We start from the raw sequence: 22,692 nt of genomic DNA on the forward strand, positions 1-22,692 counted from the left end.
GCCCCCACCCCCGAAGGAGCCCCACGGTGACCATCACCCCGCCCGAACTCAGTGTCTTCGAGTCGCTGGAGTCCGAGGTCCGAAGCTACTGCCGCGGCTGGCCGGCCGTCTTCGACCGCGCCCAGGGCAGCTGGCTGCACGACGAGGACGGTCACGCGTACCTGGACTTCTTCTCCGGGGCCGGCGCCCTCAACTACGGCCACAACAACCCGGTGCTCAAACGCGCGCTGCTGGACTACCTGGAGCGCGACGGCATCACCCATGGACTGGACATGTCCACCACCGCCAAGCGGCGGTTCCTGACCAGCTTCCAGGACGTCGTGCTGCGGCCGCGCGAGCTGGACTACAAGGTCATGTTCCCCGGCCCCACCGGCACCAACGCCGTCGAGGCGGCGCTGAAGCTGGCCCGCAAGGTCAAGGGCCGCGAGGCCATCGTGTCGTTCACCAACGCCTTCCACGGCATGTCGCTGGGCGCGCTGGCCGTCACCGGCAACGCCTTCAAGCGGGCCGGCGCCGGCATACCGCTGGTGCACGGCACCCCGATGCCGTTCGACCACTACCTCGACGACCAGACCCCGGACTTCCTGTGGTTCGAACGGCTGCTGGAGGACCAGGGCTCCGGCCTGAACCGGCCGGCCGCGGTCATCGTCGAGACCATCCAGGGCGAGGGCGGCATCAACGTGGCCCGCCCGCAGTGGCTGCGGCAGCTGGCCGAGCTGTGCGAGCGGCGCGACATGCTGCTCATCGTCGACGACATCCAGATGGGCTGCGGGCGCACCGGACCGTTCTTCTCGTTCGAGGAGGCCGGCATCACGCCCGACATCGTCACGCTGTCGAAGTCCATCGGCGGCTACGGCATGCCGATGTCGCTCACGCTGTTCAAGCCGGAGCTGGACATCTGGGAGCCGGGCGAGCACAACGGCACCTTCCGCGGCAACAACCCGGCGTTCGTCACCGCCACCGCGGCGCTCGACACGTACTGGGCCGACGGGCAGATGGAGAAGCAGACCCTCGCCCGCGGCGACCAGGTCGAGTCCGCGATGCGCGACATCCTGCGCGAGCACCGCGACACCAAGGCCGACTTCCGCGGCCGCGGCCTGGTGTGGGGCCTGGAGTTCGCCGACAAGTCCCGGGCCGCCAAGGTCTGCGCCCGCGCCTTCGAACTCGGCCTGCTGCTGGAGACCTCCGGCCCGCAGAGCGAGGTCGTCAAGCTGCTGCCCGCGCTGACCATCGGCCCCGACGAGCTCGACGAGGGCCTGCGCATCACCGCCCGCGCCGTCCGCGAGACGGCCTGAGACCACCGGCGCCGGACCGGCGCCGGCGCCGCCGCGCGAGCGCCCCGGCGCGGGAGCGCGGCACGGGGCGCCGGTGACACCGTCCGACCGCGCGCCCCCGGCCGGAACCGTGGAACCCCCGACCGGACAACCGTAGAACCCCCGACCAGAAAGGTATGCCCGTGATCGTTCGATCGTTCAAGGAACTCGAGGGAACCGACCGGCACATCAAGTCGGAGTCCGGTACCTGGGAGAGCAAGCGCATCGTGCTGGCCAAGGAGGGCGTCGGCTTCTCCCTGCACGAGACGATCCTGTACGCCGGGACCGAGACGGCGATGTGGTACGCCAACCACATCGAGGCCGTCTGGTGCCTGGAGGGCGAGGCGGAGCTCACCGACGAGGAGACCGGCGAGAAGTACTGGATCTCGCCGGGCACCATGTACCTCCTCAACGGCCACGAGCGGCACACCCTGCGCCCGAAGACCGACTTCCGTTGCGTGTGCGTCTTCAACCCGCCGGTCACCGGGCGGGAGGACCACGACGAGCACGGGGTGTACCCGCTGCTCACCGAGGAGGCCTGAGCCATGACCACGATCACCGACCTGTACCCGACCCGGGGCGCCGCCGAGGTGTCCACCCCGCGCCAGGACCCGGTGGTGTGGTCGCAACCAGGTGCGGCCGGACCGATCCGGCCGGGGGACCTGCGCGGGCTCGACCGCGACGGTTTCCTGACCGTGGAGCAGATCGTCGGTCCGCAGGAGGTCGACCAGTACCGTGCCGAGCTGGACCGGATGATCTCCGACCCGGCCGTGCGGGCCGACGAACGCTCGATCATCGAACCGGGGACGCAGGACGTCCGGTCGATCTTCGAGGTGCACAAGATCAGTGAGGTCTTCGCCTCGCTGGCGCGCGACCCGCGGCTGCTCGACCGCGCCCGGCAGATCCTCGGCTCCGACGTGTACGTCCACCAGAGCCGGGTCAACGTCAAGCCCGGTTTCGGGGCCAGCGGCTTCTACTGGCACTCCGACTTCGAGACCTGGCACGCCGAGGACGGCCTGCCGCGCATGCGGACCGTCTCGGTGTCCATCGCCCTCACCGAGAACCACGACACCAACGGCGGGCTGATGATCATGCCGGGCTCGCACCGGACGTTCGTCGGCTGCGCGGGCGAGACGCCGAAGGACAACTACAAGCGGTCGCTCCAGATGCAGGACGCGGGTACCCCGTCCCACCTGGCGCTGACCGAACTGGCCGAAGAACACGGCATCAAGCTGTTCACCGGCCCGGCCGGCTCCGCGACCTGGTTCGACTGCAACTGCATGCACGGCTCGGGCGACAACATCACGCCCTACCCGCGCAGCAACGTCTTCATCGTCTTCAACAGCATGGACAACCAGGCCGTCGACCCGTTCGCGGCCCCGATCGCCCGCCCCGACTTCATCGGAGCGCGCGGCCCGTTCACGGCCCTGACCAGCGCGTAGCCGCTGCCGCCGCGTCACGGCGTGACATCCCGGCCCCGGAAGCCCCCCGTGCTTCCGGGGCCGCGGCACGCCGGAAAACCCGTCGGCGCCGGCCCCGCACTCCTTCTAGGGTCTCCCTCATGACGGACAGTGAGCAGGAGCACCGGGACCACCGGGCACAGCGGGCGTTGTCGTTCGGCACGCAGGCGGCCTCGTACGAGATCAACCGGCCGCCCTACCCGCCGGCCGCGGTGCGGTGGGGCCTGCGGGTCGCACCGGGAGCGGACGCGGCCGGCATGCGGGTGCTCGACCTCGGCGCGGGCACCGGGAAGCTGACCCGGGCACTGGTGGCGCTGGGGGCGGACGTGGTCGCGGTCGAACCCGATCCGCAGATGCTGGCGGAGCTGCGGCGCGGCCTGCCCGGCGTGGAGTCGCACGCCGGCCGCGCGGAGGCGATCCCGCTGCCGGACGCGTCGGTGGACGCGGTGGCCGTCGGACAGGCGTTGCAGTGGTTCGACACGGACCGCGCGATGCCGCAGATCGCCCGCGTACTGCGGCCGGGCGGCGTGCTGACCGGGCTGTGGAACGCCGACGACCACACGGTGGACTGGGTGGCGGGCCTGGCCCGGATCGAGGGACGCGCGGTGCAGCGGCTGCGCGAGACCTTCGCCGGCGACGACGCGGTGGAACTGCCCGGATTCCCGCACAGCGACGGCAGGTTGTTCGACAACGCGCACCGGCGCACCGCCGAGTCGCTGACCTCGACCATGGCCACCCGGTCCGCGGTGGCCGTACTGCCCGACGCGGAACGGGCGGCCCGGCTGGCCGAGATCCGCGCCTACCTGGTCTCGGTGCCGCAGACCGCGCGGGGCGAGTTCGACATGCCGCTGGTGACGATGGTGCACCGGTGGTGGCGGGAGTGAGGGGGGCTCCGCCGGTTACCGGGGATGGGGGCGCCGGCCGGTGACGGGGTGCCGCGGGTGCTGGCGGGGACGGGGGCGCCGCCGGTCGCGGTGAACGGGGGCGCTGGCCGGTGACGGGGGAACGGGGAAGGGGGACGCCACCGGTGACGGGGGGACGGGGGCGTCGCCGACAGCGGGTCGACGGCGGCGTGGCGCCCGCAGCGGGGCGGCGGCGTGGCGCCCGCAGGAATCCGCCGCAGCGGCAACTCACCGTCACGCGGGGGCAGTTGGGGCAACCGGTCGGCGCGGCGGCCCGGTGGGGGCAGCCGGCGCGGCGCGGCGGCGCGCGCGGGCGGCCGGATGGCTGGAACCACATCGGGTCCGGCGGCGTTCCTATGGGCATGACCGCCATGACGCCCGGTTCCAACGTCGCGCTGACCGCCGCGCGGCTCACCGTCGAGGTAACCGCGCCGGTCGCGCTGGACGTGTCCGCCCTGCTGGTCACCGCGGACGGCAAGGTGCGGTCCGACGACGACTTCGTCTTCTACAACCAGCCCTCGGCGCCCGGCGTCCGCTACGAGGGCGGCGCGATCGTGGTGGACACCGCCGAGGTGCCGGACGGCGTCGAGAAGGTCGTCGTGACCGCCAGCCCCGGCACCGACGGGCAGACCTTCGCCGGCACCGAGCCGACCGCCACGGTCACCGGCGACGGCGCGGTGGTCGCCGACTTCACCCCGTCGGGCCTGGGGGCGGAGACCGCGCTGGTCGTGGTGGAGGTCTACCGGCGCGGCGCCGCCTGGAAACTGCGCGCGGTCGGCCAGGGCTACGCCGACGGACTGGCCGGCATCGCGACCGACTTCGGCGTCACCGTCGAGGAGCCGGCCGGCGTGGCCACCGGCGAGCCGATGAGCACGTCCGCGACGGCGGCGGTCGCCCCGCAGGCACCGCAGGCGCCGACCGCACCGGACCCGCGGATCGCCGCGCCCGTATCCGCCCCCGCGCCCGCCCCCGCGCCGTTCACCCTGCCGGCCAGCTTCCCGCCGCCGCCCGCGCCGCCCGGTCCGCCGCCGCCCACCGCGCCGACCGGGTTCGGGCCGCCGCCGGGCGGGTTCGGTGGTGGGCCGGCGCCGGACCTCCCGCCGCCGGCCGGTGCCCCGGTCACCGCGTTCCCACCGCCGTCCGGCACGCCGGCCCCGGTGCCGCCGCCGGCCGGGGGCAAGGTCAACCTGGACAAGGGCCGGGTCAGCCTGCGCAAGAACGAGAGCGTGTCGCTGGTCAAGGGCGGCCGCCCGCTGCTGTCCGCGGTGCGGATGGGGCTGGGCTGGGAGCCGAGCCGGTCCGGCCGGGACATCGACCTCGACGCGTCCGTCATCGTCTACGGCCCCGGCCGCGAGCACGTCGACTCCTGCTACTTCGGCAAGAAGACCGTGCTCGACGGCGCGATCCGGCACTCCGGCGACAACCTCACCGGGGCGGGCGGCGGTGACGACGAGACCATCGTGGTCCACCTGGGTTCCTTGCCGCCGCAGGCCGCCGCCCTGGTGTTCACCGTCACCTCCTACTCCGGCCAGAAGTTCACCAAGGTCGCCCGCGCCTACTGCCGCCTGCTCGACGACGCCACCGGCGAGGAACTGGCCCGGTTCGACCTGACCAACTCCGAGAACAGCACCGGCGTGATGATGTGCAAACTGGTCCGGCAGCCCACCGGTGAATGGGACATGACCGCCCTCGGCGTCTTCGCCGCCTCCAAAACGGTCCGCGGCATGGTCCAGCCGGCCACGGAGCTTCTGTAACCCCGGGCGTCCGCGACGGCGGGCGCCGCGCGGGCCCGGGCGCCGCACACGGTCGGTCGCCGCACACGGTCCGATCGCCGCACACGCCCGGGCGCCGCAGACCGTCGACCGCCGCAGCCGCCGCCAGGCACCGCGGACGGCCCCGCGCCGCGGTCCCCGCGCCGCAGACCGTCAGTGGCCGCCGCGGAGCCCCCGGCACCGCGGACGCCCCTCCCCCGGACACCGGACCCCGACGCGGACACCGGGCCCCGACCCGAACCCCGGTGCGGCCGGCGCCGCGCGGGCCTGTCAACCCGCGGAGCGGGCGGCCCCCTCAGCCCGCGGAGCGGGCCTTGAAGGCGGCCTTGCGGGCCTCCTTGGCCACCGAGCGGTCCGGGTGCAGGCGGCCGACGGCCTCCAGGACGGCGGCGGTGTCCGGGTGGTCGACCCGCCAGGCGGCGTCGAAGAAGCCGTCGTGCCGGGCGACGAGGTCGCGCACCAGGTCGGCCAGCAGTTCCGCGTCGTCGTCCACGTCGAGCTGGGCGGCCAGGGTGTCGACGGTGAGCCAGAAGACCATCGACTCGTCCGGGGCCGGCACGTCGGACGCACCGCGTTCCACCAGCCAGACGCGGGCCAGGCCGCCGAGTTCGCGGTCGCCCAGCACCTCGCGCAGCGCGGGCTCGGCGCGGATGTCCAGCCGGCTGAGCGTCTGCTGGCAGGCCAGCCGCCGGGCCGGGGCGCCGGTGCCCGTGCCGCGGGCCGCCGCCAGCAGCTCACCCGCCGCGACCCGCGGTTCGCGGTCGGCCAGCCAGCGCTCCGCCTCGTCGAACGCGGCGTCCTCGGGGTAGGAGACCAGCGCCGCCAGCAGGGTGGCGGCGTCCTCGCCGGCCAGGTCGCCGACGACCGGCGCGGTGACGCCGGCCGCGCGCAGCCGTTCGCGCACCCCCAGCACGCCGAGCGGGGTCAGCCGGACCATGCCGTAGCGGGAGACCTCCTCCTCGTCGAGCTCGTCGGGCACCGCCGGTTCCTCCTCGTCGGCGGCATCCTCCTCGATCAGCGCGTCGTCGACCGGCTGGTAGTCGACGAGGCCGGTGTCGGCCAGCAGCCGGAAGTGGTCGTCGAGGCGCATCATCGCCTCCGAGACCTCCTCCAGCACCGCGTCGGTCGGTACGTCCATGTCGTCCGGCACGACCATGGACGCCGCCAGCACCGGCAGCGGCACGGCCTGGGCACCGGGGGCGGTGCCGGGCGGCGGGGAGCCGGCGGCGGCGGCCGGTACGGGTCCGGCCGGGGCGGTGGAGCGGCGGGCGGCGGACTCCTCCAGCGCGGTCAGCAGGTAGAGGTTGGCGAGCGCGCCGTCGAGGAAGGCGGCCTCCTCGCCGGGGTTCCAGGCCGGCTCGTCGGCGTCCCGGTCGGGTTCGCCGTCCGGGTCCGCATCACCGAAGAGATCGGCCAGCCCCGCGGAGGCCGCCTCGGCGAGCGCCGACTCGAAGCCGGTCCGCCACAGGCCGAGTACGGCGGCCGGGTCGCCGGCACCGACGACCTCCAGCGTGCCGCCGGGCACCGCGGTGCCGGCCGGGGTGCCCGGGTCGGCCCCGGGGACGTGCGGGTCGTCGGCCGGCCCCGCGTCGGCCAGCTCGACGTCGACCAGGCCGGTGTCGACCGCGAACGCCCAGGCCTCGGTGGTCTCCGGCAGGCCGTCCGGATCGTCGGCGATGCCCAACTCGGCTGCGGCGCGCAGCAGTTCGGCCTCGACCAGCTCGGCGGCGGCGTCCACCGCGACCTGCGGCGCGGCCCAGCGGGCCAGCCGGACCGCCCGGTCGAAGAGCGGGGCGGCCAGCGCGAGTCGCGCGAGGTCGGCGTCGGGCAGCAGCCGCACCGGCGGCATGTCGCGGCTGTCAGCGGGCATCGGGGTTGGTCTCCTCGTACACGTGGTACACGGGCTCGGTCCCGGCCCCGGGGCCGGAAGGCGGCGCCACGGGGCGGGTGCGGCATCAAGCGTAGACGTATTCGCGCGGCCGGCGTCCGGTTCACCGGCGGGTCTCCCGGCGTTCGCCTGTTCTCTCTTGACAACTGGGGCGAATCGGCAGGAGATTTACGCGCGTAGAGATCGCTGGCCGGAATCCGCCGCCCGATCGCGCACCCCCTCTTCTCCCGTCCCCGGAGGACTTCCGTGACCCCTCGTCGCCACCTGCGCAGACCCGTGACGGTCAGTGCGCTGTCCGCCGCCGCGATCGCCGCCGGACTGCTGATCGCTCCCGCGCAGGCCTCGGCGGACCAGGTCCGCATCCACGACATCCAGGGCTCCACCCGCCTGTCCCCGCTGGCCGGGCAGACCGTCAGCGACGTACCGGGCGTGGTCACCGGGGTGCGGACCTACGGCTCCAACAAGGGTTTCTGGCTCCAGGACCCGCAGCCGGACGACAACCCGGCCACCAGCGAGGGCATCTTCGTCTACACCTCCGCCACCCCCACGGTGAAGGTCGGTGACAGCGTGACGGTGACCGGCACCGTCGACGAGTACTACCCGGGCGGCGCCTCCACCGGCGTGCAGTCCATCACCGAACTGGGCGGCAAGCCGGTCGTCACCGTCGTCTCCTCCGGCAACCCGGTGCCCGCCCCGGTCGTGCTGGACGCCAAGGACATCCCCGACGCGTACGCCCCGGACGCGGCCGGCGCGAACATCGAGCCGCTGACGCTCCAGCCGAAGAAGTACGCGCTCGACCTGTTCGAGTCGCTGGAGGACATGAACGTCGAGGTCGACAACGCGCGGGTCGTCGGACCGACCGACGCGTACAGCGAGTTGTGGGTGACCGCCAAGCCCGGCCAGGAGCCGACCCGGCGCGGCGGCACGGTCTACGAGGGCTACGACAACCCCAACTCCGGCCGTATTCAGGTGCAGTCGCTCATCCCGACCGCGCAGGCCGCCTTCCCGCAGGCCGACACCGGCGACGAGCTGACCGGCGCCACCACCGGCCCGCTGGACTACAACCAGTACGGCGGCTACACCATCGCGGCCAACGCGATCGGCACGCTGAAGTCCGGCGGTCTGAAGCCCGAGGTCACCGCCAAGCAGAAGAAGGACCAGCTCGCGCTGGCCACCTACAACGTGGAGAACCTGGCGCCCGGCGACCCCGACAGCAAGTACACCGCGCTGGCCGCCGGCGTCGTCGACAACCTCCAGTCCCCCGACATCGTCGCGCTGGAGGAGATCCAGGACAACGACGGCGCCACCGACGACGGCGTGGTGGCCTGCGACCAGACCGTGCAGAAGTTCGTCGACGCCATCAAGGCGGCCGGCGGGCCGGCCTACGACTGGCGCTCGATCAACCCGGTCAACGACCAGGACGGCGGCGAGCCCGGCGGCAACATCCGCCAGGTCTTCCTGTTCAACCCGGCGCGCGTCAGCTTCGACGACATCCCCGGCGGCGACTCCACCACCGCGGTCGGGGTCGCCAAGGACCACGGCCAGGCGCGGCTGACCACCTCCCCGGGCCGTATCGACCCGGCGGACTCCGCCTGGACCGCCAGCCGCAAGCCGCTGGTGGGGCAGTTCGAGTTCCAGGGCAAGCGGGTCTTCGTCATCGCCAACCACCTGGTGGCCAAGCTCGGCGACCAGGGCCTCGACAGCCGCTTCCAGCCGGCCACCCAGTCGAGCATGGCGCAGCGCCTCCAGCAGGCGCAGGTGGAGAACGGCTTCGTCAAGCAGCTGCTGGCGGTCGACAAGCACGCCGACGTCGTCGCGCTCGGCGACCTCAACGACTTCCAGTTCTCCCCGGCGCTGGCCCAGCTGACCGACGGCGGCGTGCTGAAGGACCTGATCACCACCCTGCCGGTCAAGGAGCGCTACTCCTACGACTACGAGGGCAACTCCGAGGTGCTGGACCACATCCTGACCAGCCCGGCGCTGACGAACGCGCAGTACGACGTGGTGCACATCAACGCCGAGTTCGCGCACCAGACCAGCGACCACGACCCGCAGGTCGTCCGGGTCCGGCCGTGACCGCCCGGCGGTAGCGCACGACGCGAAGGGCCCGCACCGGCCGTGCTCGGCAGCTCCCGGTGCGGGCCCTTCGCGTTCGCCGTCAGTTGTGGCTGTGCAGCACGGAGTTCAGGCCGCCCCAGGAGCCGGTACGCGGCCGGGCCTCGACACGGCCGGTCCGGGAGTGGCGGATGTAGAGCAGGTTCTCGGCGCCGGACAGCTGCTGCGCCTTGACGACCTCGCCGTCGGGCAGCGTGACCAGGGTGCCGGCGGTGAGGTAGAGGCCGGCCTCGACCACGCAGTTGTCGCCGACCGAGATGCCCAGGCCCGACTCGGCGCCCAGCAGGCAGCCCTTGCCGACCGAGACGATCTGCTTGCCGCCGCCGGACAGCGTGCCCATGATCGACGCGCCACCGCCCACGTCGGAGCCGTCACCGACGACGACGCCCTGGCTGATACGGCCCTCGACCATGGAGGTGCCGAGCGTGCCGGCGTTGAAGTTGCAGAAGCCCTCGTGCATGACGGTGGTGCCGGCCGCCAGGTGGGCGCCGAGCCGGACCCGGTCGGCGTCGGCGATCCGCACGCCGGACGGCACGACGTAGTCGGTCATCCGGGGGAACTTGTCGACGCCGTACACCGACAGGTGCAGTCCGGCGGCGCGGGCGGCGAGCCGGGCGCTGTCGACCGAGCCGGCCGGCACCGGGCCGAGCGAGGTCCACGCGACGTTGGCCAGCAGGCCGAAGACGCCGTCCAGGTTCTGTTCGTTGGGCCGCACCAGGCGGTGGCTGAGCAGGTGCAGCCGCAGGTAGACGTCGTGCGTGTCGAGCGGCTTGTCCTCCAGCGAGCCGATCACCGTGCGCACCGCGACCACCTCGACGCCGCGCCGGGCGTCCCGGCCGAGCGCGTCCGGGGCGGCGGCGCCCAGCAGTTCGGCGGCGCGGTCGGCCGACAGCCGCTCGGAGCCGGCCGGGCCGGGCCGCTCGACCAGTTCCGGCGCCGGGAACCAGGTGTCGAGGACGGTGCCGTCGTCGGCGATCGTGGCGAGCCCGGCGGCTGCGGCACCGGTGGCGCGGGAGGCGGTCGTTTCAGTCATGCCCCGAACGCTAGCCGCTGACCGGCGTGAACACCCAGCCGGGTCCGGACGGCGGGCGCGTCAGGGGCCCGCGGGCGGCGTCGGGGGCGCGTCAGGGCGAGGAACTGCCGAGGTTGATCACGACGACGCCCGCGATGACCAGGGCGATGCCCAGCATCTTCAGCGGCGTCGCCGACTCGTGCAGGAAGGCGATCCCGATGGCGGCGATCAGCGCGGTGCCGGCCGCCGACCAGATCGCGTAGACGGTACCGACCTCCAGGCTGCGCAGCGTCTGGGCCAGCAGGTAGAACGACAGGCCGTAGCCGGCGATCACCGCGAGCGACGGCCACAGCCGGGTGAAGCCCTCGGCGAACTTCAGCGCGGTGGTCGCGAGCACCTCGGAGACGATGGCGCCCGCCAGCAGGACGTAGGGCATGCCCGCGAGCCTATGCGCTGCTCACGGGCATGCCGGGGCCGGGTGGCCCGGCGGCCTCGGGGGCCGGGGGCGCAAGGGGCTCAGGGGCCCGGGAGCCTCAGAGGGTGAACCAGGTGGTGCGGGACTTCTGCCACTCGGTCTGGTCGAGGTCCTTCGCCTCGGTGCCGTCCCCGTACAGGTCGGCGGAGCCGTCGTCCTGGACCAGCTGGACGACCGGGGAGGGCTGGGTGAGGTCGGGCACCGTGATGATGTCCTCCCACCCGCCGTACTCGGTGGGCACCGTCATCAGCTTGGCGGGCGCGTCGGCGGGCACCCCGTCCCAGGAGTACAGCACGTACGGTTCGGTGTTGTCGTCGGCGGCCCAGGAGCCGGCGATGATCAGGTACTGGTTCTGCGCGTTCTTGCGGATGTCGCGGAAGCTGAGGCCGCCGAGGTCCATCTCGACCGGGTCGCCGAAGGTGGCGTGGGTGGCGGTCTGCGGCGATCCGGAGACCAGCTGGCCCATGTCGGTGACCGGCACCAGCAGCGCCTTGCCGTCACCGGCCGGCGGCACGAGCGGGGCGCGGAAGGCGATGTAGGCGGTGCTGGTGGAGCCGGCGGCGAACTCCAGGCCCTCGACGTTGAAGCCGTTGGCCTCCTTGGGTATCTGGCCCGCCGCGCTGCCGGCCGCGAAGCCGAAGCGGTTGCCGTTGGCCTGGTCCCAGGCGACCAGGTCGTCGCGCAGGCCGGTGTAGTAGCCGCCGAAGGTCAGCCCGGCGGTGGCGCCGGAGCCGGTGACGTTCGTGGTGAACAGGATGGCGCGGTCCGGCTCCAGCTTGCCGTCCTTGTTGTTGCCCATCGAGCCGGTCCAGTAGATGGTGTCGCCGACCCGGGCGGCGGCCTCCAGGTCCAGCTCGTCGTCGTCGGACAGGCCGAGCTGGGAGCTGAAGTCCCAGGTCTTCACCGGTGCGCCGGAGGTCTGGTCCTGGTAGAGCCGCAGGGTGTTGTTCTCGTCGTCGCCGACGACGGTGTAGCCGCCGCCCAGGTCGACGGCGGCCGAGGCGTCGGCGGCGCCGGTCCAGTACCGGGTCTGCGCGGCGTCCTGCACGGACGGCGAGGCGGCGTAGTGCAGCGTGGTGGTGGCGGTCTTGCCGCCCCCGCCGGTGACCTCCAGGGTGACGTCGGTCTCGCCCTGGCCCTCGGCGGCGATCGCCACGGTCCGGGTGGCGCCGGTGCCGGTGATCGTCACGTCGCCCGGCTGTGCGACCGACTTGCCGGTGGTGTGGGTGGCGGTCACCGTCAGCTGTGCGGCGGTCGCCCCGCTCTGCGAGACGGTCACGGTCGCCACCGGGTCGCCGGTGGAGCCGACGGCGCCGGACAGGTAGGAGTCGGCCAGCTTGATGTCCGGGGTGCCATAGCTCGACGCGTGGGCGGTACCGCCCAGCAGCGGCGCCGCCAGCAAAGTGGCCACCACGGCCACGTACCGGGCAGAACGCGGGTAAGTCCGCACGACGATCCCTTCCGACGGTGAACGGTCCTCGGCAAGTATCCGCTGCCGGGGTCAACTCCCGGCGGACTACGGGCGGATACCGGCTGAACGCCGAACGACGCGACCCCCGCCCGGAGGTACCGGACGGGGGTCGTGCGGGGCCGCTGGGACCGTCAGACGTTGAAGCCGAGAGCGCGCAGCTGGTCGCGGCCCTCGTCGGTGATCTTGTCGGGGCCCCACGGGGGCATCCAGACCCAGTTGATCTTCAGTTCCTCCACCAGGCCGTCGGTGGCGCTGCGGGCCTGGTCCTCGATGACGTCGGTCAGCGGGCAGGCCGCCGAGGTGAGCGTCATGTCGAGGGTGGCGATGTTGGCCTCGTCGATGTGGATGCCGTAGATCAGGCCGAGGTTGACGACGTCGATACCGAGTTCGGGGTCGACGACGTCGTACAGGGCCTCGCGAATGTCCTCCTCGGACACCGCGGCGGCGGTCGTGTTGTCGGTCATACTGACTCCTCCACGGACAGCGCCTGCGCGGTCGCGTCCTTCCATGCCATCCAGCTCAGCAACGCGCACTTCACGCGCGCCGGGTACTTGGAGACGCCGGCGAACGCGACCGCGTCCTCCAGCACCTCCTCCATCGCGTCGTCCGGCTCGATCCGGCCCTTGGACTGCATCAGCTCCAGGAAGACCCCCTGGATCCGCTGCGCGTCGGCGATCTCCTTGCCGACCAGCAGGTCGTTGAGCACCGAGGCGCTGGCCTGGCTGATGGAGCAGCCCTGGCCCTCGTAGGAGACGTCCTCGATGGTCGACCCCTTGAGCTTCACCCGAAGGGTGATCTCATCGCCACACGTCGGATTGACGTGGTGCACCTCGGCGTCGCCGTCCCGCAAGCCCCGGCCGTGCGGGTGCTTGTAGTGGTCCAGGATGACGTCCTGGTACATCGAATCCAGCTTCACGCGGCAGCCCCAATAACCCGCTTCGTCAATTTAACCGAAAAAGTTCCGTACGTGCTCCAGCCCGTCGACCAGGGCGTCCACCTCGGCCGGCGTGGAGTACAGATAGAACGACGCCCGCGTGGTCGCGGGAATTCCGTACCGCAGGCAGACCGGCCGGGCGCAGTGGTGCCCGACCCGGACGGCGATGCCCTGCTCGTCGAGCACCTGGCCGACGTCGTGCGGATGGATGTCGCCCAGCGTGAAGGAGATCGCCGCGCCGCGCTCCTCGGCCGTGGTGGGGCCGATGACGCGCAGGTCGGGGACCTCCAGCAGGCGTCCTATCGCGTACTCGGTCATGGCGTGCTCGTGGGCGAGGATCTTGTCCATGCCGATCGAGGTCAGGTAGTCCACCGCGACGCCCAGGCCGATGGCCTGGGCGATCGGCGGGGTGCCGGCCTCGAACTTGTGCGGCGCCGGGGCGTAGGTGGACGAGTGCATCGAGACCGTCTCGATCATCTCGCCGCCACCGAGGAACGGCGGCAGGTCCTCCAGCAGCTCCTGGCGGCCCCACAGCACCCCGATGCCGGTCGGCCCGCACATCTTGTGACCGGTGAAGGCCACGAAGTCGGCCTGCAGCGCCTGCACGTCGACCGGCATGTGCGGGGCGGCCTGCGAGGCGTCGACCACCACGAGCGCCCCGACCTGCTGGGCACGGCGGACGATCGCCTCGACCGGGTTGACGGTACCGAGGATGTTGGAGACCAGCACGAACGAGACGACCTTGGTCTTCTCGGTGATGACCTCCTCGATGTTCGACAGGTCCAGCCGGCCGTCGTCGGTGAGGCCGAACCACTTCAGCTTCGCGCCGGTGCGCTGCGCGAGCAGCTGCCACGGCACGATGTTGGAGTGGTGCTCCATCTCCGTGATGACGATCTCGGTGTCCCGGTCCACCCGGTAGGGCTCGTCGGCCCAGCCCAGCATGTTGGCGACCAGGTTGAGCGACTCCGAGGCGTTCTTGGTGAAGATGACCTCGTCACGGCTGGGGGCGTTGATGAAGGCGGCGACCTTGTCGCGGGCGCCCTCGTAGCCGGCCGTGGCCTCCTCGGCGAGCACGTGCACCCCGCGGTGCACGTTGGCGTTGTAGTTCTCGTAGTACTCCGACAGGGCGTCGATCACCTGGCGCGGGGTCTGCGAGGTGGCGGCGTTGTCGAGGTAGACGAGCTTCTTCCCGTCGTGGACGAGTCGGTCCAGGATCGGGAAGTCCTTACGGATCCCCTCGGTGTCGAGCAGGCCCGTGAGCACGGCGGGACGGGAGTTCACTCGGAAGCGCCGCCCTTCACGTAGGCCTCGTAGCCCTCGTTCTCCAGCTTGTCGGCCAGCTCCGCGCCGCCGGACTCCACGATGCGGCCCTTGGCGAACACGTGGACGTAGTCGGGCTGGATGTAGCGCAGGATGCGGGTGTAGTGGGTGATCAGCAGGGTGCCGACCTCGCCGCCGGAACGCACCCGGTTGACGCCCTCGGACACCACGCGCAGCGCGTCGACGTCCAGGCCGGAGTCGGTCTCGTCGAGGATGGCGATCTTCGGCTTGAGCAGCTCCAGCTGGAGGATCTCGTGGCGCTTCTTCTCACCGCCGGAGAAGCCCTCGTTGACGTTGCGCTCGGCGAAGGCGGGGTCCATCTGGAGGCCGGCCATGGCCTCCTTGACCTCCTTCACCCAGGTGCGCAGCTTGGGGGCCTCGCCGCGCACCGCGGTGGCGGAGGTGCGCAGGAAGTTGGAGACGGAGACGCCGGGCACCTCGACGGGGTACTGCATGGCGAGGAAGACGCCGGCGCGGGCGCGCTCGTCGACGGTCATCGCCAGCACGTCCTCACCGTCGAGGGTGACGGTGCCGCCGGTGATCCGGTACTTGGGGTGCCCGGCCAGCGAGTAGGCGAGGGTCGACTTGCCGGAGCCGTTGGGGCCCATGATGGCGTGCGTCTCGCCCTGCTTCACGGTCAGGTCGACACCACGCAGGATCTCGCGCGGGCCGCCCTCGGCCTCGACGGAGACGTGCAGGTCGTGGATCTCAAGCGTAGCCATGGGTGCTCAGGACTCCTGGGTGACGGAGACGAGCACAGTCGCGGCTGGGCCCTCTCCTTCGATCTTGACGGGGTAAACGGGAACGGGCCGCGTCGCGGGCAGCCCGGACGGCTTGCCGGTGCGCAGGTCGAAGCTGGAGCCGTGCAGCCAGCACTCGATCTGGCAGCCCTCCACCTCGCCCTCGGACAGCGAGACGTTGGCGTGCGAACAGGTGTCGTTGATGGCGAAGACCTCGCCCCCGGTGCGGACCAGGGCGATCGGGGTGCCGGCCAGCTCGACCCGCTTGGGGGTCTCGTCCGCCAGCTCGCCGAGCGGGCAGGCGACGAGGAAACCGTCGGCGGTCATCGGGAGGACGCCTCCAGCTCCTGCTCGATCTTGGCCATCAGTCGCTCTTCCAGGTCGGCGACGCCGATCTGCTGGACGAGTTCGGCGAAGAAACCGCGCACCACCAGGCGGCGGGCCTCGCCGGCCGGGATGCCGCGGGCCATCAGGTAGAACAGTTGCTCGTCGTCGAACCGGCCGGTGGCGGAGGCGTGTCCGGCGCCGACGATCTCACCGGTCTCGATCTCCAGGTTGGGCACCGAGTCGACGCGGGCGCCGTCGGTGAGCACCAGGTTGCGGTTGAGCTCGTAGGTGTCGGTGCCTTCCGCACCGGCCCGGATGAGCACGTCGCCGATCCACACCGCGTGCGCGTCCTTGCCCTGCAACGCGCCCTTGTAGGCGACGTTGCTGCGGCAGTGCGGCGCCTCGTGGTCGATGAACAGCCGGTGTTCCTGGTGCTGGCCGTTGTCGGTGAAGTACAGCCCGTACAGCTCGGCCTCGCCGCCGGGGCCGGCGTAGACGACCCGCGGGTGCAGCCGGACCAGGTCGCCGCCGAAGGTGACGATGACCGACTTGAACGTGGCGTCCCGGCCGACCAGCGCGGTGTGCTGGGCGACGTGCACCGCGTCGGCGTCCCAGTCCTGCACGCAGACCACGGTGAGCTTGGCGCCGTCGCCGATGAGGTACTCGACGTTGGCGGCGAGCGTCGCGTCGCCGGTGTGGTCGACGACCACCACCGCCTCGGCGAACGGCTTCAGCTCGACGACCTGGTGGGCGTAGGCCACCCCGCCCTCACCGTGCACGGCGATGCGGACCGGCTCGGTGAGCACGGTGTCGCGCGGCACGGTGACGACGGAGGCCTTCTCGAACGAGCTGTACGCCTGGGCGGCGACCCGGTCGACCGGCTTGCCGGACCGGCCGAGCCGCTCGTCGTCGCGGTCGACGGTCTCCACCGTGACCCCGTCCGGGGCGCTGACCTCCACCCGCAGCCCGCCGGTGGCCTCGGCGGTGCCGTCGTGCAGACCGCGCAGCCGCTCCAGCGGAGTGAACCGCCACTCCTCCTCACGGCCGTGCGGGACGGGGAAGTCGGCGACGTCGTAGGACGCCCCCACATTGACCCGCGCGTCGGCGGGATGGGCGGGCGTGCCCACCTGGATGGCACCGTCGGTTGTGCTTCCCGCCGGGATGCTTGTCGCCATGGCTTGCGTACGGCTCTCTTTCTGCGTCTCTCTCACGGTCTGTCGCCTGGTGGTCGATGGCGCCCGGTCAGCCGACCGAGCCTTCCATCTGAAGCTCGATGAGCCGGTTCAGCTCCAGGGCGTACTCCATGGGCAGTTCGCGGGCGATCGGCTCGACGAAGCCGCGCACGATCATCGCCATGGCCTCGAACTCGGTCATCCCGCGGCTCATCAGGTAGAAGAGCTGGTCGTCGGAGACCTTCGAGACGGTCGCCTCGTGGCCCATCGACACGTCGTCCTCGCGGACGTCGACGTAGGGGTAGGTGTCGGACCGCGAGATGGTGTCGACCAGCAGCGCGTCGCACAGCACGTTGGACTTCGAGCCGGGCGAGCCCTCGCCGATCTCGATCAGGCCGCGGTAGGAGGTGCGGCCACCGCCGCGGGCCACCGACTTCGAGACGATGTTGGAGGAGGTGTTCGGCGCCATGTGGACCATCTTGGCGCCGGCGTCCTGGTGCTGGCCCTCACCGGCGAAGGCGATGGACAGCGTCTCGCCCTTGGCGTGCTCGCCCATCAGGTACACGGCCGGGTACTTCATCGTCACCTTGGAGCCGATGTTGCCGTCGACCCACTCCATGGTCGCGCCCTCGTAGGCCACCGCGCGCTTGGTGACCAGGTTGTAGACGTTGTTCGACCAGTTCTGGATGGTGGTGTAGCGGCAGCGGCCGCCCTTCTTGACGATGATCTCCACCACCGCGGAGTGCAGCGAGTCCGACTTGTAGATCGGCGCGGTGCAGCCCTCGACGTAGTGCACGTAGGCACCCTCGTCGACGATGATCAGCGTCCGCTCGAACTGGCCCATGTTCTCGGTGTTGATCCGGAAGTAGGCCTGGAGCGGGATCTCCACCTGCACGCCCTTGGGCACGTAGATGAACGAACCGCCGGACCACACCGCGCTGTTGAGCGAGGCGAACTTGTTGTCGCCGACCGGGATGACGGTGCCGAAGTACTCCTGGAACAGCTCCGGGTGCTGCTTGAGCGCGGTGTCGGTGTCCAGGAAGATGACGCCCTGCTCCTCCAGGTCCTCACGGATCTGGTGGTAGACGACCTCCGACTCGTACTGCGCGGCGACACCGGCGACCAGGCGCTGCTTCTCCGCCTCCGGGATGCCGAGCTTGTCGTAGGTGTTCTTGATGTCCTCCGGCAGGTCCTCCCAGCTCTCGGCCTGCTTCTCGGTGGAACGCACGAAGTACTTGATGTTGTCGAAGTCGATGCCCGACAGGTCCGAACCCCAGGTGGGCATCGGCTTCTTGCCGAAGAGCTTCAGGCCCTTCAGCCGCAGCTTCAGCATCCATTCCGGCTCGGACTTCTTGGCGGAGATGTCCCGGACGACCTCTTCGGACAGACCGCGGCGGGCGGAGGCGCCGGCGACGTCGGAGTCGGCCCAGCCGTACTCGTACGTGCCCAGGCCGTCCAGCTCCGGGTGGGTGGTCTCGGTGGGAGCAGTCATGCGGGGTTCCTCCCGGACGTGGTGGCTGACGCGGGGCCGGCCGATCGCTTGGCTTGTCGCTGTTGCTTGGCTCGCGGTGCTCGCGGGGCGTACTGCGGTGGTGCTCCGGGCGGGGCTTCCCGTCTCGGGACGAACGTGGTGCACACCCCGTCGCCGTGGGCGATGGTGGCGAGCCGCTGGACGTGGGTCCCCAGCAGGTGGGAGAAGACCTCGGCCTCCGCCTCGCACAGCTGGGGGAACTGCTCGGCGGCGTGCGCCACCGGGCAGTGGTGCTGGCAGAGCTGTTCGCCGAGGGAGGAGGCGTGCGCGTCACGCGTGGTGGCCGCGTAGCCGTCCTCGGTCAGCGCCTGGGCGAGCACCCGGGCCCGGTCGCGGGGGTCCGCGGCCTCGACCCGTTCACGGTGCCGTTCCAGTTGCGCGGTCACCCGGGCGCGGGCGAAGGCGGCCACCGCGGCGTCGCCGCGCTCACCGCCGCCGACCGACTCGGCGATCCAGCGCATCGCGTCCTCGGCGAGCCGGTCGTACGCCTGGTAGAAGGCGTCACGGCCGCAGTCGGTGAGCGCGAAGGCCTTGGCGGGGCGGCCGCGGGCCCGTGATCCGTAGACCCGGCGGTCGCGGGGCTCGACGATGCCCTCGGCGACCAGCGCGTCGAGGTGGCGGCGTACCGCCGCCGGGGTGAGTTCCAGCCGTTCGGCCAGGTCCACCGCGGTGGACGGCCCGTGGTCGAGGATGGAACGGGCCACCTTGTTGCGCGTGCCGCGCAGGCCGTCACCGGCCTCCGCGGGGTCTCCCGCCAGGTCGCCCGCACCGTGCTGGGCAGGGGCGATCCGCGCGGCGGCTGTCGCCTGCCGCGCGTCGTCGGCGTCGCCGCCGTGCTCGCCCGTGTATTTCACAACGCCATTGTTGCGTAATTCCGCCGCCGGGGACAAGGCACCCGGGGAGACCGACCGGTGCGGTCGATCACGTTAGGTAAGGCTTAGTGCGGCGGGAACACGGGTGCGGAGGCCGGCCGGGACACCGGGGGAACACGGGTGCGGAGGCCGGCCGGGGTCCCGCGGAGACCCGGTGGGGCGGCCGCGGAAACCGGGGTGCGGACGCTCGTCGGGGTACCGCGGGACGGAAGGCGGACGCCGGCCGGATGACCGCGGGAACACGGGTGCGGAGGCCGGCGGAGGCATCGCGGAGACCGGTGGGGCGGCCTCGCGCACCGGACCGCCCGCACGGCCCCGCGCACCGGGCGTGGCGGAGGCTGCCTAGACTCCCCCCATGCGAAGCACCCCCGCCGTCGAGGTCGTCGGCCTGGTCAAGCGGTACGGCAGGAACGGCGCGAAGACCGCGGTGGACGGGCTGGACCTCACCGTGGAACCCGGGCGGGTGACGGCCGTGCTCGGACCGAACGGCGCCGGCAAGACCACCACCGTCGAAACCTGCGAGGGCTACCTGCGGCCGGACGGCGGCACGGTGCGGGTCCTGGGCCTGGACCCGGTGCGCGACGGCGCCCGGCTGCGGCCGCGGATCGGCGTCATGCTCCAGTCCGGCGGCGTCTACCCCGGCGCCCGCGCGCAGGAGATGCTCCGGCACACCGCGAAGCTGCACCGCGACCCGCTCGACCCGGACACGCTCATCGCCCGACTCGGCCTGGACGGCTGCGGCCGCACCACCTACCGGCGGCTGTCCGGCGGCCAGCGGCAGCGGCTCGCGCTGGCCATGGCGGTGGTCGGGCGGCCCGAACTGGTCTTCCTCGACGAACCCACCGCCGGCCTGGACCCGCAGGCCCGGCACGCCACCTGGGAGCTGGTGCGCGAGCTGCGCGACTGCGGGGTGACGGTGGTGCTGACCACGCACTTCATGGACGAGGCCGAGCAGCTCGCCGACGACGTCGCGATCATCGACGCCGGCCGGGTCATCGCCCGCGGCACGCCCGAGGAGCTGTGCCGGGGCGGCGCCGAGGACAGCCTGCGCTTCGCCGGCCGCCCGGGTCTCGACCTGAAGTCGCTGCTGACCGCGCTGCCCGCCGGCAGCGCCGCCACCGAGCTCACCGCGGGCGCCTACCGGGTCGACGGCCGGATCGATCCGCAGCTGCTGGCCACCGTCACCTCCTGGTGCGCGCAGCACGGCGTCATGCCGGAGCGGATCGCCGTCGAGCGCCGCTCGCTGGAGGACGTCTTCCTGGAACTGACCGGCAAGGAGCTGCGGGCATGACCGTCACCGAACCCACCACGGGGTCCTTCCTCCCCGCGCCGGGCGCGGCCCCGCTGCCGCGGATGATCGGCGCGCAGGCCGGCCTGGAGACCAGGATGCTGCTGCGCAACGGCGAGCAGCTGCTGCTGACGGTGATCATCCCCAGCGTGCTGCTGGTGCTGTTCAGCGCGGTGCCGATCGTGCAGACCGGCGCGGGCCGCCGGGTGGACTTCCTGGCGCCGGGGCTGCTGGCGCTGGCGGTGCTGTCGACCGCGTTCACCGGCCAGGCGATCGCCACCGGCTTCGAGCGGCGCTACGGCGTGCTCAAGCGGCTGGCGGCCTCCCCGCTGCCGCGCTGGGGGCTGATGGCGGCGAAGACCTGTTCGGTGCTGGTGGTCGAGGCCGGCCAGGTGGTGCTGCTGGCGGTGATCGCCCTCGCGCTGGGCTGGTCCCCGCACGGCGACCCGGCCGCGGTACTGCTGCTGCTGGTGGTCGGCACGGCCGCGTTCTCCGGCCTGGGGCTGCTGATGGCCGGCACGCTGAAGGCGGAGGCCACGCTGGCCGCCGCCAACCTGGTCTTCCTGCTGCTGCTGGTCGGCGGCGGGGTGATCGTGCCGCTGGCGAAGTTCCCGCACGCGATGCGCGCGGTGCTGGAGCTGCTGCCGATCTCCGCCCTGTCCGGCGGCCTGCGCGACGTCCTCCAGCACGGCACCGGCGTCCCGTGGGGACCGCTGGGGGTCCTGGCCGTCTGGGCGGTGGTCGCGCTGGCCGCGGCGGCCCGATTCTTCCGCTGGGAGTGAGGCGCCGGGGGCCGCTTCCGCCGGGGGATGAAGGCTCCGCGCGGGGGGTGACGGGCTCCGGGGGCCGCTTCCGCCGGGGGATGAAGGCTCCGCGCGGGGGGTGACGGGCTCCGGTGGCCGCTTCCGCCGAAGGTGCGGGGCGCTTCTGCCGGGAGGCTCGACGCCGTGCCCCGGAAGGCCCAACGCGGCGGAACAGTGGCAGGTGGGCGGCGGTGGCGGCCGGGGCCGGGACCCTCGTGAAGGAATGCACAAGCGGCCCGCCTACGATGAGCGGGTGCCGAATTCGCTCAATCCCCTCGCGCTGCTCGCCCGCCGCTGGCAGCCGTCCGCCACGTTCGTGGAACGCGCGGCGCTGGCCACGGTGGTGATGGCGGTGCTCATCGTGGTGGGCGGTGGCGCGGTCCGGCTGACCGACTCCGGTCTCGGCTGCCCGACCTGGCCCACCTGCACCCCGCAGAGCCTGACGCCCACCCGGGCGATGGGCATCCACGGGGCCATCGAGTTCACCAACCGCATGATCACCGACGTGCTGTGCGTCGTGGTGGGCGTGGCGATCCTGGCGGCCCGGTCCCGCTCGCCGTGGCGGCGCGGTCTGACCCGGCTGGCCTGGGCGCAGTTCTGGGTCGTGATGGGCAACGCGGTGCTCGGCGGCATCGTGGTGCTGACCGGCCTGAACCCGTACCTCGTCGGCTCGCACGACGTGCTGGCGTTCTCCCTGCTGACGGTGGCGGTGCTGATGTGGCACCGGACCCGGGAGGGCGACGCGCCGGTGCGGGACCTGGCGCCGCGGCCGGTGCGGCAGCTGACGTGGGTGCTGGCCGCGGCGACCGCCGGGCTGCTGCTGGCCGGCACGGTGGTCACCGGTGCGGGTCCGCACGCGGGGGATGCCCGCAAGGTGCACCGCATCCCGGTCGACTGGCGCGAGGTCACCCAGCTGCACACCGACTTCGTGTGGAGCGTCGTCGGCCTGACCGTCGCCCTGTGGTTCGTGCTGCGCGCGACCGGCGCCGGAGCCGGTCCCCTGCGGCGGGTGGCGGAGCTGTTCTGGGTGCTGATGGCGCAGGGCGTCATCGGTTACGTCCAGTACGCCACGCACGTGCCGGTCGGCCTGGTCGAGGCGCACATGTTCGGCGCCTGCCTGGTGTGGATCGCGATGCTGCGGGTCGTGCTGTCGCTGCGGGAGCGCCCGGCGGCCACCGCGGAGGGCGACCCGGCGCTGCCGGCCCAGGACTCCGCACGGGGCCCGGCCCAGGAGCCGGCCCAGGGGTCCGGGGTCACGACCGCAGTGTGATCCCGGTGATCCGCGGCGGCGCGGGCG

At 72.3% G+C, this 22,692-nt stretch carries 21 protein-coding genes; 9 read left to right on the forward strand and 12 right to left on the reverse strand.

Annotated elements, in window-relative coordinates; translation table 11 throughout:
* Positions 1-26 precede the first annotated feature (26 nt).
* The 5 genes from ectB to POF43_RS10425 all read left to right on the forward strand — a co-directional run bounded on the left by ectB (position 27) and on the right by POF43_RS10425 (position 5,429).
* Positions 27-1,295: a diaminobutyrate--2-oxoglutarate transaminase gene (gene ectB, locus POF43_RS10405; RefSeq protein ID WP_271315579.1), complete on the forward strand. Its 1,269-nt coding sequence runs from the start codon at positions 27-29 to the stop codon at positions 1,293-1,295.
* Positions 1,296-1,456: 161 nt separating this feature from the next.
* A complete protein-coding gene (locus POF43_RS10410; RefSeq protein WP_271315580.1) occupies positions 1,457-1,855 on the forward strand; it encodes an ectoine synthase in 399 nt (132 codons plus the stop codon).
* Positions 1,856-1,858: 3 nt separating this feature from the next.
* Positions 1,859-2,755, forward strand: a complete 897-nt coding sequence (thpD, locus tag POF43_RS10415) for an ectoine hydroxylase (protein ID WP_271315581.1) — start codon at positions 1,859-1,861, stop codon at positions 2,753-2,755.
* Positions 2,756-2,874: 119 nt separating this feature from the next.
* On the forward strand, positions 2,875-3,657 hold the full coding sequence (locus POF43_RS10420; RefSeq protein WP_271324311.1) for a class I SAM-dependent methyltransferase: 783 nt from the start codon (positions 2,875-2,877) through the stop codon (positions 3,655-3,657).
* Between the two features lie 389 nt (positions 3,658-4,046).
* Entirely contained in the window at positions 4,047-5,429 is a 1,383-nt protein-coding gene (locus tag POF43_RS10425; RefSeq protein ID WP_282704528.1) for a TerD family protein, read from the forward strand.
* A gap of 313 nt (positions 5,430-5,742) precedes the next feature.
* Here POF43_RS10425 and POF43_RS10430 read toward each other — a convergent pair whose 3' ends face one another.
* A complete protein-coding gene (locus POF43_RS10430; protein ID WP_282704522.1) occupies positions 5,743-7,317 on the reverse strand; it encodes a hypothetical protein in 1,575 nt (524 codons plus the stop codon).
* Positions 7,318-7,581: 264 nt separating this feature from the next.
* On the opposite strand from POF43_RS10430, the gene POF43_RS10435 reads away from it, so the two are divergent.
* Positions 7,582-9,411 (forward strand): DUF8508 domain-containing protein, encoded by a 1,830-nt coding sequence (locus POF43_RS10435; RefSeq protein WP_271322201.1) that lies wholly within the window; start codon positions 7,582-7,584, stop codon positions 9,409-9,411.
* Positions 9,412-9,493: 82 nt separating this feature from the next.
* Here POF43_RS10435 and dapD read toward each other — a convergent pair whose 3' ends face one another.
* The 11 genes from dapD to POF43_RS10490 all read right to left on the reverse strand — a co-directional run bounded on the left by dapD (position 9,494) and on the right by POF43_RS10490 (position 19,286).
* The gene (gene dapD, locus POF43_RS10440; RefSeq protein ID WP_271322200.1) at positions 9,494-10,483 is read right to left on the reverse strand and encodes a 2,3,4,5-tetrahydropyridine-2,6-dicarboxylate N-succinyltransferase; all 990 of its coding nucleotides are present in this window, start codon (positions 10,481-10,483) and stop codon (positions 9,494-9,496) included.
* Between the two features lie 91 nt (positions 10,484-10,574).
* Positions 10,575-10,898 carry a DMT family transporter gene (locus tag POF43_RS10445; protein ID WP_271316557.1) on the reverse strand — a complete coding sequence of 108 codons (324 nt, stop codon included), beginning with the start codon at positions 10,896-10,898 and terminating at the stop codon, positions 10,575-10,577.
* Positions 10,899-10,995: 97 nt separating this feature from the next.
* A complete protein-coding gene (locus POF43_RS10450) occupies positions 10,996-12,387 on the reverse strand; it encodes a hypothetical protein (RefSeq protein ID WP_372515946.1) in 1,392 nt (463 codons plus the stop codon).
* Positions 12,388-12,539: 152 nt separating this feature from the next.
* Positions 12,540-12,872: a metal-sulfur cluster assembly factor gene (locus tag POF43_RS10455; protein ID WP_271312870.1), complete on the reverse strand. Its 333-nt coding sequence runs from the start codon at positions 12,870-12,872 to the stop codon at positions 12,540-12,542.
* A complete protein-coding gene (sufU, locus tag POF43_RS10460; protein WP_271322198.1) occupies positions 12,869-13,324 on the reverse strand; it encodes a Fe-S cluster assembly sulfur transfer protein SufU in 456 nt (151 codons plus the stop codon). The genes POF43_RS10455 and sufU overlap by 4 nt, the downstream gene beginning before the upstream one ends.
* Positions 13,325-13,354: 30 nt before the next feature.
* Positions 13,355-14,605, reverse strand: coding sequence for a cysteine desulfurase (locus POF43_RS10465; RefSeq protein WP_271312872.1), 1,251 nt, complete (start codon positions 14,603-14,605; stop codon positions 13,355-13,357).
* Between the two features lie 14 nt (positions 14,606-14,619).
* Positions 14,620-15,384 (reverse strand): Fe-S cluster assembly ATPase SufC, encoded by a 765-nt coding sequence (sufC, locus tag POF43_RS10470; protein WP_271312873.1) that lies wholly within the window; start codon positions 15,382-15,384, stop codon positions 14,620-14,622.
* A 6-nt stretch (positions 15,385-15,390) separates the two neighbouring features.
* Positions 15,391-15,729 carry a non-heme iron oxygenase ferredoxin subunit gene (locus POF43_RS10475; RefSeq protein WP_271312874.1) on the reverse strand — a complete coding sequence of 113 codons (339 nt, stop codon included), beginning with the start codon at positions 15,727-15,729 and terminating at the stop codon, positions 15,391-15,393.
* Complete coding sequence (gene sufD, locus POF43_RS10480) at positions 15,726-16,904, reverse strand: Fe-S cluster assembly protein SufD (RefSeq protein ID WP_271312875.1); 1,179 nt, start codon at positions 16,902-16,904, stop codon at positions 15,726-15,728. Before sufD ends, POF43_RS10475 begins: the two co-directional genes overlap by 4 nt.
* Before the next feature lie 67 nt (positions 16,905-16,971).
* Positions 16,972-18,393 (reverse strand): Fe-S cluster assembly protein SufB, encoded by a 1,422-nt coding sequence (sufB, locus tag POF43_RS10485; protein ID WP_271312876.1) that lies wholly within the window; start codon positions 18,391-18,393, stop codon positions 16,972-16,974.
* Complete coding sequence (locus POF43_RS10490; RefSeq protein ID WP_372515947.1) at positions 18,390-19,286, reverse strand: helix-turn-helix transcriptional regulator; 897 nt, start codon at positions 19,284-19,286, stop codon at positions 18,390-18,392. The genes sufB and POF43_RS10490 overlap by 4 nt, the downstream gene beginning before the upstream one ends.
* Positions 19,287-19,659: 373 nt before the next feature.
* On the opposite strand from POF43_RS10490, the gene POF43_RS10495 reads away from it, so the two are divergent.
* The 3 genes from POF43_RS10495 (at position 19,660) to POF43_RS10505 (ending at position 22,665) form a co-directional block, all read left to right on the forward strand.
* A complete protein-coding gene (locus POF43_RS10495) occupies positions 19,660-20,595 on the forward strand; it encodes an ABC transporter ATP-binding protein (protein ID WP_271312877.1) in 936 nt (311 codons plus the stop codon).
* Positions 20,592-21,374, forward strand: a complete 783-nt coding sequence (locus POF43_RS10500; RefSeq protein WP_271322197.1) for an ABC transporter permease — start codon at positions 20,592-20,594, stop codon at positions 21,372-21,374. The genes POF43_RS10495 and POF43_RS10500 overlap by 4 nt, the downstream gene beginning before the upstream one ends.
* Positions 21,375-21,648: 274 nt before the next feature.
* Positions 21,649-22,665: a COX15/CtaA family protein gene (locus POF43_RS10505; protein ID WP_271322196.1), complete on the forward strand. Its 1,017-nt coding sequence runs from the start codon at positions 21,649-21,651 to the stop codon at positions 22,663-22,665.
* Positions 22,666-22,692: the final 27 nt, after the last annotated feature.

The organism is Streptantibioticus silvisoli, assembly GCF_027947535.2.
GTDB lineage: Bacteria > Actinomycetota > Actinomycetes > Streptomycetales > Streptomycetaceae > Streptantibioticus_C > Streptantibioticus_C silvisoli.

Bases quoted from the DNA above. Each gene is read 5' to 3' on its own strand.
- thpD (WP_271315581.1), top strand. From the start codon at position 1,859: ATGACCACGATCACCGACCTGTACCCGACCCGGGGCGCCGCCGAGGTG.
- POF43_RS10420 (WP_271324311.1), top strand. From the start codon at position 2,875: ATGACGGACAGTGAGCAGGAGCACCGGGACCACCGGGCACAGCGGGCG.
- POF43_RS10425 (WP_282704528.1), top strand. From the start codon at position 4,047: ATGACGCCCGGTTCCAACGTCGCGCTGACCGCCGCGCGGCTCACCGTC.
- POF43_RS10430 (WP_282704522.1), bottom strand. From the start codon at position 7,317: ATGCCCGCTGACAGCCGCGACATGCCGCCGGTGCGGCTGCTGCCCGAC.
- dapD (WP_271322200.1), bottom strand. From the start codon at position 10,483: ATGACTGAAACGACCGCCTCCCGCGCCACCGGTGCCGCAGCCGCCGGG.
- POF43_RS10445 (WP_271316557.1), bottom strand. From the start codon at position 10,898: ATGCCCTACGTCCTGCTGGCGGGCGCCATCGTCTCCGAGGTGCTCGCG.
- POF43_RS10455 (WP_271312870.1), bottom strand. From the start codon at position 12,872: ATGACCGACAACACGACCGCCGCCGCGGTGTCCGAGGAGGACATTCGC.
- sufC (WP_271312873.1), bottom strand. From the start codon at position 15,384: ATGGCTACGCTTGAGATCCACGACCTGCACGTCTCCGTCGAGGCCGAG.
- POF43_RS10475 (WP_271312874.1), bottom strand. From the start codon at position 15,729: ATGACCGCCGACGGTTTCCTCGTCGCCTGCCCGCTCGGCGAGCTGGCG.
- sufD (WP_271312875.1), bottom strand. From the start codon at position 16,904: ATGGCGACAAGCATCCCGGCGGGAAGCACAACCGACGGTGCCATCCAG.
- sufB (WP_271312876.1), bottom strand. From the start codon at position 18,393: ATGACTGCTCCCACCGAGACCACCCACCCGGAGCTGGACGGCCTGGGC.
- POF43_RS10495 (WP_271312877.1), top strand. From the start codon at position 19,660: ATGCGAAGCACCCCCGCCGTCGAGGTCGTCGGCCTGGTCAAGCGGTAC.
- POF43_RS10500 (WP_271322197.1), top strand. From the start codon at position 20,592: ATGACCGTCACCGAACCCACCACGGGGTCCTTCCTCCCCGCGCCGGGC.